Source organism: Nodularia spumigena CCY9414 (genome assembly GCF_000340565.2).
Classification (GTDB): domain Bacteria; phylum Cyanobacteriota; class Cyanobacteriia; order Cyanobacteriales; family Nostocaceae; genus Nodularia; species Nodularia spumigena.
In genome coordinates, this window is the sequence record NZ_CP007203.1 from 4428519 (window position 1) to 4446271 (window position 17753).

Genomic DNA, 17753 nt, shown 5'->3' on the forward strand with positions numbered 1-17753 from the left:
ATACAAAAATGAATTTATATCACGCACCAGGCGCAGAGGCGCAGAGGAGAGAATAGGAGTTAAGGAATTATGGGGATTGATTAAATATCCACTTTAGCCACTGTGCAGAGGAAGTTAGCATATTTAAGCGGTGAAGTCCGGGCGCACGGGAGGCGGCGAGTCCATCAACGGCGACTAATGCTGAATATTGCAAACCTAGGAAACTATCGACGGCTGCATAGGGGCCACCCAATGTAATTGCTCCGGCTGCATATATCTGTCCTTTGCCATTCCGCATTTCTGGTATTTCAAAATTATTTGTGACAACTAAACGCTCCATATGATTCAGGGGTAAGTTGTAATGTTTGACAATATCCTCTAGCAAAGGGCTGGCTTTGACTTTGGCATCGAGTCCGGTAGCATCAACAATAAAGTCGGCTGCTAGTTTCATTTCTCCCAAGCCTTTTTCCTGGATATGGGTAATAGTCCGGTTTTGAGCATCTTGTTCCACAGCTTTTACTTCACCAAAGGTTATTTGATACCAACCTTCACTTAACCCTTGTTCAGTTATTTGCTGCCAGTCTTGGCGGTCGGCGGTGGTAGTACCACCCCAGTCTTTTAGTAGGCGCTGGCGTTCGTCAGGGGTGGCTTTTTCGAGCATGACGCGGAGTTCTCCGCCCCAACAAGCTTTAGGCCAGTTAAAGGGCTGAAATTCGTAATGATTTTTGACTTGTCGCTGTGCTTTTTGAAATTTGTTGCCTTGGGGTTTAGGCGATCGCATTAAATGCAAAACTGTAATTTGACGATTGTGCTTTCTGGCCTCATTAATTCTTTGGATAATTCGCGAAGCCACAATTCCCCGTCCGCGAATCAACACAGTACCACCTTGTTGTTCTAGTTGCTGATAAACATGGTCGTGCGCTTCATAAGCATTGACAACAGACTTAAAATCTTGATATTTTTCTCTATAAGCTTGCAAATCTGGGAGAAATTGAATTGCGGGATACCCAGTAGCTAAATGTAAATAACGACTAACTATAAAAGCATAATTTCCGGGACTGCGAGAATAGGCTACACAATATCTGCCATCATCTGTTTTGCGAATAGCCCTAACGCGCCCATAACGATAAATTTGATTCCAGCCAATGCGCTTAACTTCCCTGTCTATGGAATCGAAGACATTACCCGCACGAGGTGTATAAGTTTCGGCAAAGGTGGGTTCAGCGAAAACTTGCCATAAATATTTGAATGCTGAATTGAGATGACCTTTGGTAACGTCACGCCCAGCTTCGCGCAAAGCATAACTAGGCCATCCCCAAATATTATCAGGACAAGAATCAGAATTAGATCGCAATCTTTCATGTAAGGGAATTTGCGAATTCAGACAAAGGCTTTTATAACGCGCATAAGGTTCTTTGTCTAATCCCAAAGCAATGATTTTTTCAGCCCGGACACCACTAATTCGCAACAAATCAACCCAAATAAAACTACCTAATCCTGCCCCAACTGCCAGATAATCGCATTCATCCACGGGTAAACCTGTGGCGTGAAGTGCTTGCACCGCGACCAATTCAGCCTTAAATGCTGGTGGGGGAAAATTGCTAGATAAAGGTGTTGGCGGGACTGGTGGTAAGCCAGGGTCTGGGATATTGGTATTGGGGTTAAACTGAATTATTGACGGCGGGGTGGTAGCTTGGGTGGTGGCGTTGACACCAAACATCACCGTGATCATGTAGGGGCCAATTTGTAAAGTATCACCGTTAGTTAGAACACCACGGTTTTGTCGTTGACCGTTAATAAATACACCATTAATGCTGTTTTGGTCAATTACTACTAGCTGGTTTTGTTCCCAGTCAACCAGAGCATGATAACGGGAAATTTCATTACTGTTAAGTAGCATTCTAGCTACACGCCGTCCCTGAAGTTCAGCCGGTAAACGGACGAATTCACGACCAAAAGCAATTGGCGCACTCAAAGTTGGTTCTCGCCGTTCCCCCGTCGCTGGATCTTCCCAAGTTAATTGAATTTGTAAATTAGTCATTAGTCAATCAATTTTAGATTTTAGATTTTAGATTTTGGATTAGACTGCAATCTAAAATCGCAAATCAAAAATCCAAAATTCTTTACGGACCACTCCCCACACCCCTAATGATTGGGTGCTACTAAGACACTTACTGATGCTGCTAAAGATGTACCACACCAAGGACAACCAATTTGCAGATTTTCCACAGGTGAAACTTTATAACATTTGGGACACTCTAAACCATAAATTCCTTGTGGTGGTGCTGCGGGTGTGGGTGAATGGTGATGATGACTCAGTGGGATTGGTGGTTGTGGTGGTGCTAAAATTGTTGGTGGAATGTTGTTAATAGCAACGTTAGTAACTTGAAGTTTTGCTTGACCCAAATAGATGATACTGCCTTGATTTAAAGGCATTTCACCTTGGATTAATTGCTGTCCATCGATGATTGGGGGGTTAGGCGATCGCAAATTTCTGATATAAAAGCATTGCTGCTGGGTGTGAAAAAATATTTCTACGTGTAAACCGGATACAGTCGGGTTACTCAAAACAATGTCACACCGCAGTGGATCGCGACCGATGCGGACGGTGTTAGGATTTTTACTTGGCTGTTGCTCGTAAATGTTCTGAACTCTATCTTGGCCTGTATCATGCCACTGTAAAGTTAGTGCGTTCATTTTTCTAGCTTAGGTAATTCTTATTTAGTTACTTCAACTTTTCCCTGTGGGATTCCTAACACGATTGAGCCAGAGCAAGCAAGTGTTTAGCACAAAGGTCAACAATCACGTTATCTCGCTGATGCTAATTTATCAGCAATGCGTGTAGTTTCGGGTAAGCGATATTTGGGTGTACAGCTTAATACATAGTCAATCGCCGTAGTTAAACTGACTTGATGACCGATGGATACATATACAGGCTTTACTCCTTAGTGTGCTTTTCCGAAATATTGATTAGTAACGGTGTAGTTACCAATAACCTAATTTTAAAATTTTTGTAGCTTGTGAGAAAATTCTCGCCGTTAGTGTATCAATAATTAAGGAGAAAAATATGCGTAATGTGAGCAGAAATCTTGATACTAACTTTCAGTATGGATTTTATATTGCTGGAGGAATATTTATCTTATTTTTGGCAATTACGATCCGTCCTTTTGCCATTGTAAATGCTGGTGAACGGGGTGTACTCATGCGGTTTGGCAAAGTGCAGGAGCAAGTTTTAGGCGAAGGTCTACATCCAATTATGCCAATTGTCACATCAGTTAAAAGGCTAAATGTTCGCGTTCAAAAAAATACTTTTAAATCTGATGCAGCTTCCAAAGACCTGCAAACAATCACGACAGAATTGGCGGTAAACTGGCACATTGATCCGCTAAGAGTAAATAAAATTTTTCAACAAGTTGGAGATGAAAATCTAATTATTGATGGAATTATTACCCCAGCAGTTTCCGAAGTTTTGAAAGCAGCTACTGCTAAAAAAACTGCCGAAGAAGTGATTACGAAAAGAACGGAATTAAAGGAAGAAATTGATAATCATCTCAAAAACCGTTTAGAAAGTTACGGTATTATTATAGATGATGTTTCTTTAGTGAATTTTTCCTTTTCTCCAGAGTTTAGTAGAGCAATTGAATCGAAACAAATAGCTGAACAAGAGGCTAAACAAGCAGAGTTTATTGCTCAGAAAGCGACTCAAGAAGCCCAAGCAGATATCAACCGCGCCAAAGGACAAGCGGAAGCACAAAGATTACAAAGGCTAACTTTAACGCCAGATTTATTACAAAAGCAAGCGATAGAAAAATGGGATGGCCGTTTTCCCACAGTGATGAGTGGTAACGGTGCGTTGCCTTTAATTAACATTAATCCTAGTAGTTTAGCAAGTGGAAATCAGCAACAATAATTTTTAGCGATCGCCTCCAGGAACTAAAGTACGATCAGATTACATCAGATACCGAAATTTTAGTTAGTGGAGATGCGATGGCGCTCCGCGCCCACCGGAGGCGATCGCCATAATATTTGAGAAAAAATGTGATATAACAATATATCATGACCGTTTATTTCCAGAATTAATATCTAACTTCTTTCTAGAATTTGAAGATTTACGCAATTGGTTGGATAATATAGCGATTCGCACCTCAATGAGGTAAACCAAGAATTATTCGACCACAGATAATTCTTGTAGTAGCAATTCAGGTGAAAATCGGTATATTTGATTTTCTGACTCTAGGCTCTATAGTATGAGGATTCACTTCAAAGTATTTAGCCGCTTGCGTCATACTAAGACTTAGTAAACTATCATCCCCTAAATGTTTTATCGTTGTGGGTTTATCTAACTTTATATCTAAAGATTTAATGATTTCTAAAGCGACAGCTTTAGCTAATAAAGGAGGAACAGAATTTCCTATTTGTCGAAATCCATGCCATTTTGTGACATGAAACCTAAACCAATCTGGATAAGAATGTAAACGTGCTGCTTCCCGCACCGTTATACATCTGGGGATAAACGGATGAATTGGTCTAGGGGAAGTAAAAGCACCTTGATTACTAGGAGTTCCGGCTCTGAGGGTATTACAAATTCCTTGAGGATCAAGCTTATGGAAACGGCTAATTTTTTCGGTTTTACCATAAGGTGTAGCTGCAAATCTGGTGACTGTTTCTAAATTATGCTGTGTTCTTAAACTGGATGTCAGGATTCTAGAGTCATACTGACGCTGATATGAATAGTCATTATTTGTAGAACCTAGCCCACGCAGTAGGCGACCATAATTACTGGGCTTACCAAAATCTGTAACTACCCAATCACGTTGATATAATTCGCTATATTTTTCTATTTCGGGTAAGTCTTGAAGTGCTTCCCACACTGTCGGACTTAAGTTTAATTCATGAGGTAATCCTGATTTCTTTGGTTTCGCTCGTTGAGTAATTGCTTCTGGATAATTTGGTAATTCTAAGTCATTACGACAACCCAGAATAAATAATCTTTCCCGATTTTGTGGTACTCCAAAATGAGCAGCATTTAAAACTTGATATTTTTGGCGGACTTTGTAACCATTGCTGGCAAATTTATTAATGATTTCTGCAATAAATGCTTGATGATTTCCAGCCGTCATTCCTTTGACGTTTTCAATTACAAAAAACTTGGGGCTGAGTTCTAATACTAATCTAATATAATGAAATACTAAAGAATTTCTAGGGTCTTCAAAAGAACGTTTCCCTATTAATGAAAACCCCTGACAGGGGGGACCACCAAACACTACATCAATTTCGCGATCGCCAATTGATGAACTTTGTCTAATCTCTTGACTGGTAGTTTCTTCAACAGGCTTACACAAAACACGCCAAAAAGGAAAATTAAACTCGTGTGTTGCACAGTGTATGGGGTCTATTTCTACAGATGCAAGTACATCAAAACCAGCTTGTTCAAATCCGAGGGTCATCCCACCAGCACCAGCAAATAAATCAACTGCAATCGGCCGTTTTTTTCTCATCTACCTGACCATCTTTCTTACTCCCCCCACTCCCCACTCCCTACTCCCCACTCCCCACTCCCTACTCCCTACTCCCTACTCCCCAACTTCTGGTAGCATTTGCAAAATTTCTTGAGCAACGCGATCGCATACTCCCACTTCGCCCAAAAGCTGCCGCATTTCGGCATAATCTGCCAAAGTTTGCGCTCTAAGTTCAGAATTTAGCAGTAATTCCATCGATGCTTGAATAATATTCTCTGCTGTAGCTTGCTCTTGTAATAACTCTGGTATAATTTCCCTCATTACCACTAAATTAGGTGGCGAAGCAAAAACTATCGACCCTTTGAGAATTTTACGCGCAATCCAAACCGTAATGGGATTGAGGCGGTAAACCACAACTTGCGGCACATTTAATAAAGCCAGTTCCAGATTGACTGTACCAGATTTACTGATAGCAAAATCAGCTGCGGCAAAAACTTCTTTTTGTTGACCAGATAAAACTGTCGCCCGCAAACCATAACTTTGAATTGCGGCTTCGATTGGTTCTCTGTAAGCTTCTAACGACAGGGGAATCCAAAAATGAACTTCTGGTAATTTAGCTTGAATCGTTTGAGCAGCTGCAAAAATCACCGGTAAAAGATATTTTAGTTCTTGACGACGAGAAGCGGGAAGTAGTGCGATCGCCTTTTGTTCTGGTGGAATTTGCAATTTTGCGCGGGCTACTGAGCGACTGGGTGCGTCTTGCATCCGGTCAACAAGGGGATGACCGACCCAGCTAACTTCTGCGCCGTTCTCGCGAAAATAACGGGCTTCTTCGGGAAAAATAGCCAAGAGTTTATCTGTAAAACCGACAATTCGGGATGTATTACGCAAACCCATTGACCAAGCCCACTCTTGGGGAGCGATGTAATAAACCACTGGTACTTGTGGTAAATGCTTTTGCATATAAGTACCAATACCGAGATTTGGCCCCATATAATCAATTAGTACCACTAAATCAGGGGGATTTTCTTTAAGAAAGGCGATCGCTCGCCGTTGTACCTGAAGAGTCGGGAAAACATAAGGCAAAGACTCTATCAAACCCATCGAGCCAATACCACTGGTTTTACCCAAAATAGTAGCTCCGGCTGCTGCCATTTTTTCCCCACCCAGCGCCACAATTTCTAATTGCAAATTAGCCGCAGCAGCTCGACGCTGGATAGCTGTAATCAGCAATGAACCTTGCAAATCGCCAGATACCTCGCCAGTGCTGATAAATATCCGCATTTGATATTACTAAAAACTAAGATTTAACAACTTCTTGTAGAGACGCGATTCATCGCGTCTTTACACAGATAATTTAAGACTCATCACTTGCGTCTGATTTTTTCCTTCCTGGAATTAAACCACGTCTTCCAGACATTTGAGAAAGGCGCAAAAAACGACGCAGGTATTGCAATTGTTCAGTTTCGCCCAGCTGTTCCAGCTGTTCCAAAGCCTCCTTAAAACTTAAGCCAGAGCGATAAAGAATCCGAAACGCTTTTTTAAGAACTTGCAAGTCGCTTGAACTCATCCCAGAACGTTTCAGTCCGACTAAATTCAGAGTTCTGACTCGTGCTGGATTTCCCTCCACCAACATATAAGGAGGAACATCCCGGTCAATACGTGCCATACCCCCGACCATTGCGTGTTGACCAATGCGTACAAATTGATGCACACCTAAAACTCCACCCAGCCTAGCGCGTGACTCTATGTGGACATGACCAGCCAATGCTACGGAGTTAGGAATGATGACATTATCTTCAATTATGCAATTATGAGCTACGTGTACATAAGCCATTAAAAGGTTATTATTGCCAATCACCGTAGCTTCACCAGCACCAGTCGCACGGTTAATAGTGACATACTCACGAATCAAATTATTGTCACCAATTTTGACCCAAGTTGGTTCTCCCACAAACTTGAGATCCTGGGGTTCCATACCGATAGCAGCGCCTGGAAAAATTTGATTTCGCGTCCCAATCTCACAAGGCCCTTCTAGCACGACATGAGCGCCAATAATTGTTTCCATGCCAACTTTGACATGAGGTCCAATCACAGCATAGGCACCGACTTGCACTGTTGGGTGGAGTTCCGATTTAGGATGAACTACAGCAGTTGGATGAATAAGCGTCTTCAAGGGTGAATCTCCATAACTTTTTTAAGTGTAGAGACGCGATTAAACGTGTCTCTACAATCAGTAGCCGAAAGTGTCGAGTCAAGCAAGTTATGTGTGAGGGCGACGAAAATCTAGAAATTATCAAATGCTATTGTGGATTCTTTTTTACTGCTATTCTTATTTATTGAGGTCTAAGTTAAGAGTAAATTACGGCTTTACCCACTAGCACAAAGCAAATTTTTACTTAATGAGAGAAAACATTAATTCGCCTTCAGCAGCCAGTTGTCCGTCAACCTCAGCACGGGCTTGCATTTTACTGAAACGACGTTGCTTTATCCACAACAGTTCCACTGTCATCACTAGCTGATCTCCGGGAACGACTTGGCGGCGGAAGCGCACTTTATCGATACCAGCAAAAACGAATAGTCCATCCTCCAACCCAGGTAATTGCTTCAAAATAATGCCTCCTACCTGTGCCATCGCCTCAACAATTAGCACTCCAGGCATCAGTGGTTGTTCTGGGAAATGTCCGGTAAACTGGGGTTCGTTGACCGTGATGTTTTTCACACCTACAGCCAATTTTCCTGGCACATAGTCAATGATTTTATCTACAAGTAAAAATGGGTAACGGTGCGGGAGCAACTTCTGAATTTCTACAGATGAAAATGTGGTTTTAATTTCAGTAGTCTGTTCTTCAGTAGATGTAGGTTCAGTTGTATCGGGACTATTCACTTCAGTGACGATTGCCATTAGCTGTATGTTGCTTTTTAATTGATAAATCAAGTAGGCAGGTGTTAAAACCTGTAAACAATGGAAATTTTAGACTTTAGCCAATTGCAATTCCCAAATTTTCCGCGCCAGTTGAATGTGTAAATTGTGGCTGGCTTTATATGCTAAAAAATGAGCTTGCGGAAAAGTTCCCAATAAACTCAAATCTCCTACTAAATCTAATATTTTATGACGAACTGGTTCATTTTCAAATCTTAATGGTGGATTTACCAAACCTTCAGATCCAAAAACCAGGGCATTATCCAAGCTACCACCTTTAATTAACCCGGTTTTTTGTAAATGTTCAATTTGATGCAGTAAACCAAAAGTACGAGCCGGAGCAATTTCCTGGGCAAAACTGCCACTCAGTGACCAACTGTGCCATTGATTACCAATAGCCGATAGTGCAAAATCAATTTCGTAACTAAAACGAGTTGTTGATGCGGGGAGGGCGCAAGCAAAAGCATCATTTTCATAGATCCAGATTGGTTCTTTCACCACCCAAGGAACTGGGTTGCTAATGGGTTGTGATACCAAGCCAACTTGAGCAATACTTTCTGTCCAAACCCTTGCAGAACCGTCTAATAGTGGTACTTCTGAACCATCAATTTCAATGCGGGCGTTATCCACCGACATTCCCGCAAGGGCGGCTAATAAATGCTCTACTGTGCGAATACAGGCTTCACCCTTACCCAATTGAGTGGAGAGAAGAGTTTGATTGACGGCTGCAACTTGGGCGGGAATGATTGGTAAATCTGGTAAATCGACCCGCACAAAATAGCGTCCAGTATCTGGTTCAGAGGGTAATATCCGTACATTGGTAATGACACCACTATGCAGTCCCACTCCAGCTTGGGTGATTTCCCCGGCTATGGTGTGCTGTTGCATGAGCAAAAAATTAATATATTTTGATTTGTATAATTCATCTGAGGTTTCGCCAAAGACCCTTTATGGAAACAGTATTCAGGCAAATGTGACAATTAGCAAGTGGCTAGCACCCCTTTGGGGAAGTCAAAAATCAAAAGTCAGAAGTCAAAAGTTCAATCACTAATGACTAATGACCAATGACCAATGACTAATGACCAATGACTACTTAAAATCTTTCCCCAATGCCAAAATTGATGCGACTATCGCCGTCATCGTTAATACCGTAGTCAATACGAATGGGGCCTAGTGGGGATTGTACACGCACACCGAGTCCATAGCCGTAACCACTACCGTTTTTGTTGAGGACTTCAGCCGGTCTAGTTGTAGTTCCTAAATCACTACCAACATCAAAAAACAGTGCGCCACTGACTACGGAGAAAACAGGGAAGCGATACTCAACAGATGCTTGGACATAACTGCGTCCACTAGTTAAAGCTCCTTCTTCATAACCTCTAACAGAGTTGCTACCGCCAAGGGTAAAAGCTTCATAGGGAGGTAAGTCACCCAGAATTGTACCCCCTTGCAGGTTAAAAGCGAGGGTTTGTGGCCCTGGGGCGAAGCTAGTCAAACTCACGGGTAAGTATTGGCTATAGTTACCTCGTAATCTAGTGAGCAAAATGCTACCTAGTCCTACTGGTACAGACTGATCGACCCCAAAGCGCAGGAAGGAACCATTGGTTGGTTGTAAGGGGTTATTACGGAGGTCGCGTTGTGCGCCTAGTTGTAATAGCACCAAATCATCTTCACCTTCTCCTGAGAAGCTCAGGGGAACTGTTTCTCCGGCGATTCCATCCTGGAACACAGCTCCTTCTGGTCGGACATTACCATCGGCATCACGGGTAGAAACTCGTTGATACTGCAATCCGGCTGAAGCAGTCCATTCTGATCTCTCGTAGGGGTTGGGAGATAATGGTCGGTTAAAGGTAACACCACCACCTAGTCGGAGAACACGAGGGCTATCGCCTTCGTTATCTGTTGCGTCTGGTTCAAATGTCCTAATATCACCGTCTTGTCCATCAAAAATCAATGAAATGGAACTGCGGCGAAACAGGTTGGCTGTATAAGAAGTTCTGTAGGGGTCACCTGCAATCCAGGGGTCTGTAAACCGGAGGTCAAACAGCAGTTCCCGTTGTCCCACCTGTACTTCGGCTCCCAGGTTTTGGTTTCTGCCTGCGAGGTTTTGCTGCTGATAACTTACAGTACCAAATAATCCACTGGCAGAACTAAACCCGGCTCCTGCTGCAATGGAACCAGTGCTACGTTCGGCTACATTCACCACGACATCGACTTTAGTCGGGTCAGTACCAGGGTCAAGGGAGACATTGACATCTTCAAATAGCCCTAGTCCAAATACTCTCTGTAGGTCTTTTTGTACTGTGTCGCGGTTAAATACATCTCCTGGACTTAACTCTAATTCTCGCGTAATGATATATTCCTGTGTCCGACCCGCAATGGGTTCTCCTTTCTCGTCTGTTTCCCGACCTTCGCGATCGCGGAACCGGACTTTAATATTTTCTACTACCCCTTCGGCTACTTGCAGAGTAACAACACCGTTTTCGGATATCTGTGGCGAGCCAATGACGTTGGCGAGTACGTAACCTTTTTCTTGATACTTCTGGGTTAACTGCTTAATATTTTCTTGCAATTCCCGCAGGTTCAGGACTTGACCATATTGCTCACTAAAGACTTCATCCACAGTGCTAGGAGGCAGTACAGAGGGAACATCAGTTCCCGGATTGGCTTGCACTTCTACCTTACTCAAGACAGGGTTGGCTTGGACGACAAAGCTCACTCGCACACCCAACGGCGTATCTTCTGGCACTGCCTGAACGTTGGCGAAGAAGCCAGTACCAAAGATGGCGTTAATATCTTCTTGCAGCTGAGAGCGGGTTGTTGTCCGACCGGGTTGAGTTCCAATTACTCGGAAAACTTGGTTTTCCAGTTCCGGTGTTAGTTCTCCTGTCTCAGGTCTAACAACTACTTCTGATACCAGGACGCGAGGTTCTTCAGCATTTGGGGTGGCGTTGGGAGTATTGGAATTTTCCAGGTTTGGAGTAGTTTCAGGGGTTGGTGAGGGTACCGCCTGGCCAATTACTGGGGGTGCAATTTTTGCCACAGAATTAGGCTGTTGGATGAGCAAATTTGCCGTTGTCTCAGAGGTTTGAGCAACTTCGGGTGTTGTCAAGGTCGGAATTATGACCTCTGATTTAGTCTTCTGAACTGATTTAGCTGAGAAAACTGGGACAACAGACTGATTTTCTGTGGAGTTGGAGTGAAAGTTTAGAATTTCACTTGCTGGAACTGCTTGATTAATCTCAGGTGTGAAAACCTCTGCTGTTTGTTTTGAACTATTAATGGTTTGGGCATTTGCGCTGGGGGAGCCGCCTAATGGCGTTGCAATTGCTACCATTGCCACCCATACGGGAGATAAACGCATTTTATTTAAATTCCTCTTCACATCCACACACCATTCCCTTGACAATCAGGCTCTTATGCAAAGGATATCAGGTCACAAGAAAGTTCTTTGCTATTGCCTATTTACTGTATAAGTCACAAGTATCAGTAAAAAACCATTTGTTCTGAGTGGTTTTGACAAATTTAAGTTTTACTTTCTACTGCTTGTAGGACTCGTTGTAAGACCTCCTGGTAAGCATTCTCTACATTCCCCAAGTCACGGCGGAAGCGGTCTTTATCCATTACTCTCAGGTTAGGGTCTGCTTCGGCTGTGTCCCACAAACGGCAAGTATCAGGGCTAATTTCATCTGCTAAGAGTATCTGCTGTTGTGAGTCCAAGCCAAATTCTAGTTTGAAGTCTACTAGGGTAATGCCACACTGCTGCCAAAAGCCACGGAGAAACTCGTTGACCTGCAATGCTAGATTGTGAATTGTATCTACTTGTTCCGGTGTTGCTAGTTCTAGCAGAAATAGGCGATCGCGTGTTAACAGTGGATCTCCTAATTGGTCGTTTTTATAATAAAACTCTACCAAAGGTTGTTTCAGCACTGTACCTACTGGTAATCCTGTTTGCACAGACAGACTACCAGCCGCAATATTTCTGATAACTACTTCTATTGGCACAATCTTTACAGCCTTAACTCGCATTTGATGCGGATTAGGGCTATCAATATAGTGGGTTTTTATACCATATATTTCCAATTGCTGAAATAGCTGGCTAGAAATAGTACAATTAATTTTTCCCTTGTCAATAATACTGCCACGTTTTTGGGCATTAAAAGCAGTGGCATCGTCTTTAAAATCAGCCAACAAGACTTCTGGATTGTCTGTTGCATAAAGAATTTTAGCTTTGCCTTCGTATAACTGAGAGTAAACAGACATAATATAAGGTAAAGTTTTAGGCAGTGGGCAGCTTTCGCCCTTTCAGGCTTAACTATTTTATCTTTAGTTATTCCAGATCCGCTATTGGTGGTGAGTTTGCTATGGTTTGTTGGCTGATATCAAACACCTATGCCCTCAAAGGATGAGGGCAGGGGGTAGGGAGCAATTATCTAACAAAATCGCGTTGCTCCCTAGTGAAGTTAGCTAAATTTTCTGAGTTGCCATTTGTTCAGAGGAAACCCAGCCACAGTGGAAACCAAACGGTACACGTTGAGGAAGCATAACCCGCGCTACAGGTTCGGATGTGATGTTTTGGGCATTTAAAACCAGTAATTCTGACTTATTGGCAATGGTATCGTGAATGTACGTGATTACCCAACCATCATCTTCAACAGTTGCCCCAGGACGAGGAACAAATACCGCTTCACCGCCAAAACGTCCCCGTCCATAAAAATAACTTTCAGCTGTGCCTGTTTCTAAATCATATTTCTTCACGCCATCAAGCAGGGGTTTGGGACTGGCGTAAATTGCCCCTTGTCCAGCGTAGATGTAACGCATTTTGCGCCCCACCAACTGCTCATTAATTCGGGGAAATTCTGTAACTTGATCGTCAAGCAACTCTTGAGTAATAGCTCCAGTTTTGAGATGAATGCGCCAGCGACACATTTTGGCAATTTCGTTTTCAGAACTGTTACCGTTGTCACTATCGTCGGGAATTAAGAGATTAGTTGAAGGCATCCGCAAGCCTAAGAGAACTATCTCTTCTCCTTCTTCGTAAGCATTGACGGTATGATAAACCATGCAAGTTGGCACTTCAAACCAGCGTAGAGTGTTGTTATCCCCGTGGCGTAGCATAATGCCAATACGACTTTTACGTGTGCGGTCAAAAGCTAGGGGAATTCCACCTTTGATCATTTGTCCTGGCTGGAAGGTTAGGGGCATATCTAAGAAAATTGAGTAATTTTCCGTAATGGCAAAATCATGCATCATTACAGGGGCAGGTAACTCAATTGGCACAATGCGGGTAATTTCTCCTGTTGCTGTGACTACGCCATAGGATAGGTACGGTGGAGCAATGGGAGAAAAGCCGAAAAACATCATTTCCCCTGTGACAGCATCTATTTTGGGATGAGCTGTAAAAGCACAGGTGAGTTGATTGTTAAAAGTGTGAGCGCCAAGGGTTTCTAAGTCTGGGACGCGAATATGATGGGGTACTCCGGCTTCACACAAGACTAAAAGTTTCCCAGCGTGCCAAATTACAGATGTATTGGCAGGATTTTTAATCATGATGTCGTAAGGAGAGTCAAATCGAGGTAGGTTGAGTAAACCTGGCCAAATTGCTTTGCCTTGTTGTTTTTCAACTTTTAGGGTTTCGGTCTCCACGTAGCGGTTAAGGTAGCTCGCTTTACCATTTTTGATGTTGACTCCATGTAACATACCATCACCATCAAACCAGTGATATAGTCCAATGGGTGGGAAAAGGGGAACAGGGAACAGGGATAAAAAAGAAATTTTCCCAAAACATTGAGGATAATCAGTTTGAATTTCTTGTCTAGTCAGGATTCCGGCTTTTTTAAAGCAGATTCAGCATCATAGGTACTGATGAACCAAAAATATTTAATAAATAAATGGGAAAAATAATGGACAAAGATGACTTTCTCTATCCTCGTGGACGCTACTATGGTCATGTAAAGCCGGAAAACTTGGTTTTTAATGCCAATTTGCAGGAATTTGCTCAACGTATTAGTTACATCTGTAATTTAGAAACAGGTGGAAAGTTGACCCCAGATGAAGCTTACGAACAAATCAAGGCTTTGTGGAAACAGTTGAAAAAAACGAAAAAACAACTGCAAATTGGCGAAACGCCCTTTCAAGGTGATGATGGGGAAAGTACCAGCAGTTAACAGTTATCAGTTATCAGTTATCAGTCAAAAAACCTTGATGACTGATAACTGTTGACTGTTGACTGATTCAAGCTACAGTTGTCAGTTTTGCGGAAAATACCACTTTTTGATAGTAATCTTGCAACTGACAAGTAGCAGCTGACCATCCCCAATTTTCTGCTTCGCTGCGGGCATTTTGACGGATTACCTCTCGTTCTTGTTTGTGTTGCAAGAGGCGGACAGTAGCATGAATCGCATCTTGAATATCTGCTGTGGGGTCAAAAAGATAGCCATTTACACCGTCCGTGACAATATCAGGAATTCCCCCAGAACGGGCGGCTACTACTGGACATCCCGCCGCCATTGCTTCTAGTAGAACTAAGCCTAGTGTTTCTGTCCGAGAAGGAAAAATAAAGGCATCAGCGCTAGCAAAGGCAGAGCCTAACTCTTGTCCGGTGAGATACCCGACAAAATGAGTGGGAGTGTCTGCAAAGTGTTTTTCCAATTCTTGACGGTGGGGACCATCACCCACTAATGCCAATCTAGCATGGGGAATTGCCTCTAAAATGGGCTTGATGCGCTCAATTTCCTTTTCGGCGGAAAGACGACCGACATACAGCAGTAGGGGACTTTCTGGGTGATTTTGGGACAGACGCGATCGCATTTCCCCACTAGCTAAATCAGGATGAAAAAATTCTGTATCCACACCCCTTTGCCACACCTTCACCCGTTCAATCCCGTGTTCTGTGAGTTCTTCCATCATGACTGTAGAGGTGCAAAGATTCAAAGCGGCTTGATTATGAGCGCCTTTGAGCAATTCCCACAGAAACCCTTCGAGCATTCCCAAACCGTAATGCTGGAGATATTGAGGTAAATGGGTATGGTAAGATGCAACTAGCGGTATTTTAAGCATCTTGCTATAAAAAATCCCAGCTAATCCTAAGACAGCAGGATTCACCACATGAATAATATCTGGCTGAAATTCTTCTAAAGCATAACCAATAGCCGGACGGGGTAAGGCCATTTTTAGCTCTGGATACAATGGCAAAGGAAAGCCAGTAACACCGTAAACTTTGGCTCCTTTGTGTTCAGTAATTCCGCCATCAGGAGCAAATACTAATACTTGGTCGCCATTGCGCTGTAGATGGTCAACTGTATGGCGGAGGCGCGTTACTATGCCGTCAATTTTGGGCAGAAAGGTTTCAGTAAATAGAGCGATTCTCATAAAAAACTATACAAGCAGATAATCCCAGATTCTTTTACATTGCAGTCAATTACCCGCAGATTATCAGTCTGAGGCTATACATACAAATCATGCCTACGCAGGTTCTGTGGTAAGTCCGCCTTGCTAGGTAGAAGTGGGCATTTTGCCCACCTCACAAAATATATAGTTGATGCTCAACAAAAATTAACTGTCCATCATGTTTTGCTAAGACATGACGAACAGTTTCCAGCAGGCTTGAATCTATTTTCTGTGCCAAGAAACCTTGGGCAGAATTTGCTTGTGATCAACTCGTGTTTGATACTTGACGGCAAAGTTTAACAATGAATCAAGTAAGGAATCAGAGAGATAGTGCGGCTGTAAACCTAGATCCAGCAGTTTGGTATTTTTCGCGTTGAAGTAATGTTCTTCTCTCTCAACTCTGGGGTTATCCAGGTGATTGATGTCCACATTCAGCCCGATCGCATTCCCAGCTTTTTTCACCATTAATGCCAAGTCACCAATGCTGAATAGTTCAGTAAATTGGTTAAATACTCGGAATTCGCCTGGTGCGGCTGGGTTGGCGATCGCTAGTTCAATACATCGCACTGTATCCCGAATATCTAGGAAGCCGCGAGTTTGTCCACCTGTCCCGTAGACGGTGAGAGGGTGAGCGATCGCCGCTTGAATACAAAAACGATTCAGTGCTGTACCAAATACACCATCATAATCAAGGCGATTAATTAACATTTCGTCCATTCCCGTTTCTTCGGTCAGAACGCCATAAACTATCCCTTGATTTAAATCTGTAGCCCGCAGCCCCCAAGTGCGGCAAGCAAAGTTGATATTGTGACTATCATGAACTTTGCTCAAGTGGTACATCGAACCCGGCTGCTTCGGATACGGTAAGGTATCTTTGCGACCATTGTGTTCAATTGTGATGAACCCTTCTTCAATATCAATATTGGGTGTACCATATTCACCCATTGTTCCCAGTTTCACCATGTGGCAATCTGGGAAGTCTTCTCGCATGGCGTACAGCAAGTTTAAAGTACCGACGACATTATTAACCTGAGTGAGAACGGCGTGTTCTCGGTCAATCATCGAAAAGGGCGCTGAACGTTGTTCACCAAAATGCACGAGGGCGTTCGGCTCAAATTGGTGTAAAACTTGCTTGAGAAATTCGTAATTAGTAATATCGCCAATGAATAGGTCGATACATTTACCAGTCAAATCTTGCCAGCGCTGGAGGCGTTGCTGAATTGGTGCGATGGGAGTCAGAGTTTCGATACCCAATTCATTATCCCAGTGCCGCCGCACCAAACTATCTAAAATTCCAACTTCGTAACCTCGGTTGGAAAGGTAAAGTGCAGTTGCCCAACCGCAATATCCATCACCACCAATTACCAGGACTTTCATCTTCACCAGTTTTTACTCGCTGATAGCTAAATCTATCAGGTTTCTGTACCCTCTCAACCATCATTCTTGTAAAAAGAGGTAATTTTGGCTGGGGAAATTAGGCAGATGAGGATGATCACGAATCAGAATTTTTGACTATACTTCCCCATTCCCTCACTTCTCCTACTCCTGAATCCGGTACTGGTAGGCGATGTAGTAAAACAAATGATAGTAATCGGAAAATTCTTGCTTCTGGCTGCGCGCCTGCCAGTAATATTGGACTTGATCTTGAGTTGGGGTTAATCGTGGTTTTGGTATTTTCTTTTGAATCAGGTAGCCGATTAGCAGCCCATGCCCGAATTTCCACATAATTATTTTTTGGTGATACCAAAACAATCCCATCATTATTTACTTTGGCTGGTAAGGGATTCCAATTACTGGGATATGGAAATTCAAAGCCATAACGTGAATTATTATAAGTATTCCATGTCACATCAGGTGCTGGTAAACTGGTTGCAGTACAACTCCACAGACTAAATAACAGGACAGTCTTACCGCCCAGGCTTTTAGTTTTAGTATAAATTTTTTGTTTGAAACTACAGGTTTTTACTGTATTGGTAGACATTATTATATTTTTTATCAAGTTA

Annotated in this window: 15 protein-coding genes and 1 pseudogene; 2 read left to right on the plus strand and 14 right to left on the minus strand. The window is 42.8% G+C overall.

From position 1 onward, the window contains the following. Window positions 1-67: 67 nt before the first annotated feature. The 3 genes and pseudogenes from NSP_RS19345 to NSP_RS24515 form a co-directional block, all read right to left on the minus strand. Window positions 68-2020 (minus strand): FHA domain-containing protein, encoded by a 1953-nt coding sequence (locus NSP_RS19345; RefSeq protein ID WP_006196753.1) that lies wholly within the window; start codon window positions 2018-2020, stop codon window positions 68-70. Between the two features lie 104 nt (window positions 2021-2124). Next, entirely contained in the window at window positions 2125-2676 is a 552-nt protein-coding gene (locus NSP_RS19350; protein WP_006196754.1) for an FHA domain-containing protein, read from the minus strand. 110 nt (window positions 2677-2786) lie between these two features. Further along, window positions 2787-2924, minus strand: a pseudogene (locus NSP_RS24515) (endonuclease V); the annotation flags it as partial. Window positions 2925-3046: 122 nt separating this feature from the next. On the opposite strand from NSP_RS24515, the gene NSP_RS19355 reads away from it, so the two are divergent. Then, window positions 3047-3889 carry a prohibitin family protein gene (locus tag NSP_RS19355; RefSeq protein ID WP_006196755.1) on the plus strand — a complete coding sequence of 281 codons (843 nt, stop codon included), beginning with the start codon at window positions 3047-3049 and terminating at the stop codon, window positions 3887-3889. A gap of 289 nt (window positions 3890-4178) precedes the next feature. Here NSP_RS19355 and NSP_RS19360 read toward each other — a convergent pair whose 3' ends face one another. The 8 genes from NSP_RS19360 to NSP_RS19395 all read right to left on the minus strand — a co-directional run bounded on the left by NSP_RS19360 (window position 4179) and on the right by NSP_RS19395 (window position 14208). Further along, a complete protein-coding gene (locus NSP_RS19360) occupies window positions 4179-5477 on the minus strand; it encodes a DNA cytosine methyltransferase (protein ID WP_006196756.1) in 1299 nt (432 codons plus the stop codon). Window positions 5478-5552: 75 nt separating this feature from the next. After that, window positions 5553-6722 carry a lipid-A-disaccharide synthase gene (gene lpxB / locus NSP_RS19365; protein ID WP_006196757.1) on the minus strand — a complete coding sequence of 390 codons (1170 nt, stop codon included), beginning with the start codon at window positions 6720-6722 and terminating at the stop codon, window positions 5553-5555. A 73-nt stretch (window positions 6723-6795) separates the two neighbouring features. Next, window positions 6796-7614 carry an acyl-ACP--UDP-N-acetylglucosamine O-acyltransferase gene (gene lpxA / locus NSP_RS19370; RefSeq protein WP_006196758.1) on the minus strand — a complete coding sequence of 273 codons (819 nt, stop codon included), beginning with the start codon at window positions 7612-7614 and terminating at the stop codon, window positions 6796-6798. Between the two features lie 219 nt (window positions 7615-7833). Next, window positions 7834-8343 carry a 3-hydroxyacyl-ACP dehydratase FabZ gene (fabZ, locus tag NSP_RS19375; RefSeq protein WP_006196759.1) on the minus strand — a complete coding sequence of 170 codons (510 nt, stop codon included), beginning with the start codon at window positions 8341-8343 and terminating at the stop codon, window positions 7834-7836. A gap of 69 nt (window positions 8344-8412) precedes the next feature. Continuing rightward, entirely contained in the window at window positions 8413-9249 is an 837-nt protein-coding gene (gene lpxC / locus NSP_RS19380) for a UDP-3-O-acyl-N-acetylglucosamine deacetylase (protein ID WP_006196760.1), read from the minus strand. Window positions 9250-9454: 205 nt separating this feature from the next. Continuing rightward, entirely contained in the window at window positions 9455-11725 is a 2271-nt protein-coding gene (locus tag NSP_RS19385) for a BamA/TamA family outer membrane protein (protein ID WP_006196761.1), read from the minus strand. 161 nt (window positions 11726-11886) lie between these two features. Continuing rightward, the gene (gene purC, locus NSP_RS19390) at window positions 11887-12624 is read right to left on the minus strand and encodes a phosphoribosylaminoimidazolesuccinocarboxamide synthase (RefSeq protein WP_006196762.1); all 738 of its coding nucleotides are present in this window, start codon (window positions 12622-12624) and stop codon (window positions 11887-11889) included. 204 nt (window positions 12625-12828) lie between these two features. Continuing rightward, entirely contained in the window at window positions 12829-14208 is a 1380-nt protein-coding gene (locus tag NSP_RS19395) for a carotenoid oxygenase family protein (protein WP_071839336.1), read from the minus strand. 44 nt (window positions 14209-14252) lie between these two features. On the opposite strand from NSP_RS19395, the gene NSP_RS19400 reads away from it, so the two are divergent. Then, window positions 14253-14528 (plus strand): DUF7219 family protein, encoded by a 276-nt coding sequence (locus NSP_RS19400; protein WP_231859496.1) that lies wholly within the window; start codon window positions 14253-14255, stop codon window positions 14526-14528. A 67-nt stretch (window positions 14529-14595) separates the two neighbouring features. Here NSP_RS19400 and NSP_RS19405 read toward each other — a convergent pair whose 3' ends face one another. The 3 genes from NSP_RS19405 to NSP_RS19415 form a co-directional block, all read right to left on the minus strand. Beyond that, window positions 14596-15732 carry a glycosyltransferase family 4 protein gene (locus NSP_RS19405; RefSeq protein ID WP_006196765.1) on the minus strand — a complete coding sequence of 379 codons (1137 nt, stop codon included), beginning with the start codon at window positions 15730-15732 and terminating at the stop codon, window positions 14596-14598. 240 nt (window positions 15733-15972) lie between these two features. After that, on the minus strand, window positions 15973-17127 hold the full coding sequence (locus NSP_RS19410) for an NAD-dependent epimerase/dehydratase family protein (RefSeq protein ID WP_006196766.1): 1155 nt from the start codon (window positions 17125-17127) through the stop codon (window positions 15973-15975). A gap of 115 nt (window positions 17128-17242) precedes the next feature. Further along, on the minus strand, window positions 17243-17731 hold the full coding sequence (locus NSP_RS19415) for a hypothetical protein (RefSeq protein WP_006196767.1): 489 nt from the start codon (window positions 17729-17731) through the stop codon (window positions 17243-17245). Window positions 17732-17753 lie beyond the last annotated feature (22 nt).